At 38.5% G+C, this 2,441-nt stretch carries 3 protein-coding genes; 1 reads left to right on the top strand and 2 read right to left on the bottom strand.

Features of this window, described 5'->3' with window-relative positions; translation table 11 throughout:
- On the bottom strand, nt 1–1,111 hold a 1,111-nt coding region (locus OQ279_RS18350), incomplete at its 3' end, for a molybdopterin molybdotransferase MoeA (protein ID WP_274704492.1).
- 204 nt (nt 1,112–1,315) lie between these two features.
- Here OQ279_RS18350 and ric point away from each other — a divergent pair.
- A complete protein-coding gene (gene ric, locus OQ279_RS18345; protein ID WP_214478253.1) occupies nt 1,316–1,996 on the top strand; it encodes an iron-sulfur cluster repair di-iron protein in 681 nt (226 codons plus the stop codon).
- Nucleotides 1,997–2,068: 72 nt separating this feature from the next.
- On the opposite strand, the gene OQ279_RS18340 is transcribed toward ric, so the two are convergent.
- Nucleotides 2,069–2,441: GTP 3',8-cyclase MoaA family protein (locus OQ279_RS18340; protein ID WP_503167766.1), on the bottom strand; the 373-nt coding region annotated here is incomplete at its 5' end.

Here is a 2,441-nt window from a genome sequence, read left to right as displayed (position 1 = left end):
GCTTGCCATCTTCCACACTTAAAATCGCCCTGACAAAGCGGGTGAATGGATTAGCTTTTGGGAAATCGGCTGTTAAAATAGCCTTCTCACGTCTTAAATGAGCTTTTTTAGAAAACAAAAATGTACGAATAATCGGACGCACAAATAATTCAAACCCAACATAGCAGGCGGAAGGGTTGCCAGAAAGCCCAAACAGAAGTTTTCCATCCAGTTGGGCGACAGTTGTTACACTGCCAGGTCTCATTGCGACTTTATTGAACAATACCTCAGCTCCAAGTTTCTCATAAATAGCGGGCAAGTAATCAAAATCACCGACTGATACTCCGCCTGTTGTAATAAGGAAATCACTCTCGTGCAAGGCATTCTCTACAGCAGTAAAACATGTATCAAAGTCATCCGGCAGCTTGCCTAAATACGAGGCATTCCCGCCTGCTCTTTCAATTTGAGCGGTAATCATTAGTGCATTGCTATTGCGGATTTTTCCAGGTTCAAGGTCATCTTCTACCTCTAATAACTCAGAGCCTGTTGCAAATAAGGCAATTGCAGGTTTTTTTGCAACGGGTACCTGTGCATATCCAAAAGTAGCCAACACAGCTTGTATACCGGGATTAATTAAGGTCCCTTTATGAATTAATACTTCTCCCGTTTTAGCATCTTCCCCTTTAAAGGACACATTTTCACCTGTTTTTAATTTACGCTTGGTGGACATATAAGTCTTACCATCTTTTTCGAATGATTTGGATAGTTCAAGCATTAAGACTGCATCACAGCCTTCGGGCATTTGGGCACCTGTCATAATCCGAACCGCTTCAAAAGCTGCTGGTACCTTGTTTGTAACATGACCAGCACCAATATGATCAATAACTTCAAATACGATTTCATTGCTCTGTGATGCTTGAGCAGTATCCACTGAGCGGACAGCAAAGCCATCATATGGTGCGCGATCAAAGTGCGGTACATCGTGTGTAGCCTTTATATCATCAGCTAAATATCTTCCATTACTTGTATAAATAGAACTATATTCTGTTTCACCTTTTTTCTCATATTTCATTACCCTCGAAACAGCCTCAGCAATTTTGATTGGGTTTCTTTTGTCCAGCAAAATGATCAACTCCTATGTACTAAACATCTCTAGCATTTCCATTCTAATAACTATAATAAATCTCTTATTGAGTGAACATCATGATTTAACTCACACTTTTCCCTTCTTTATAGGAAGGATCATAAACTTTTTCATTTTATGTGATATAAATCACTAAATCCAATTGAAAGGATTAGTAAACTAAAAATACCCCATATCAAGGAGGATACACAAATGATTGTATTAAATGAAGAAAGCATTGTAAAAGAAATTGTGAATGAATACCCAAGGACAAGTGATATTTTTAAACGCTATCAGATCGATTTTTGCTGCGGAGGCAACAATTCCTTACTACATGCAGTTGAGAATAAAGCAATATCACTGCAGCAGCTGATGAGTGAATTACATGAATCTGTACAAAACGAGCAAAACAAACAGGATCAGCCTGATATTTGGACAAATTCGAGCTCTGAGCAATTAATTCAGCATATTCAGGAATATTATCATGCTGAGCTAAAGGAGGAGCTTCCGGCACTAAGCCCTTATGTAACAAAAGTTTCCCGTGTGCATGGAGATCGTAAACCTGAATTAAAAAGAGTCTATGAGCTATTTTACGCATTAAAAAAAGAATTGCTTGAACACACGGAAAAGGAAGAGCAAGAAGTCTTTCCTATTCTTATTCAACTGGAACAAAACGAAGGAAATCCTGCAGATCAGTTGCAATCCTTAATAGACGAACATAAAGAGGTTGGTCAGATTTTAGCGGAGCTACGCTCAGTTACATCCAACTTCACGCCTCCTCATGATGCTTGCGGAACATACCGGCTTGTTTACAAACGTCTTGAAAAACTAGAGGAACAGACATTTATGCATATTCACCTTGAAAACAATATTTTATTTCCAAGATATTCATAATAAAAAGTGAGGGGATTTCCATTGATGGAATCCCCTCTTTTCTTATTGCATTATCTTCAGTCTTATTGCCGTCTATCCGCCGATATAGGACATTTCTATTTTTTTGCGATTAGCTGCAGTTTCCGCCGTTCTTTCATCGGAATATCTATCTTTTCGTCCATCCCAGATAGAAATAATGCGCTGGCGTATTTCTTCATCACTGGCACCAGCTCTCATGAATTCCTTCAGGTCGTGGCCATTGCCATTAAATAAACAAGTAAAAATCTGTCCATTCGCAGATAATCTTGAGCGTGTGCAGCTTGAACAGAATGATTCAGATACAGAAGTAATAAAACCTACATCCACATTTTTATCTTTATAACGATAGCGTTTCGCTACTTCGCCAAAATAATCCGGATCAACTGGATCCAATAAGAAATGTTCACTTAGAAGATTATATATTTCT

This window comes from Salinimicrobium profundisediminis, from assembly GCF_026241755.1.
Lineage (GTDB): Bacteria > Bacteroidota > Bacteroidia > Flavobacteriales > Flavobacteriaceae > Salinimicrobium > Salinimicrobium profundisediminis.
This window is presented reverse-complemented; position numbering and strand designations above follow the sequence as displayed.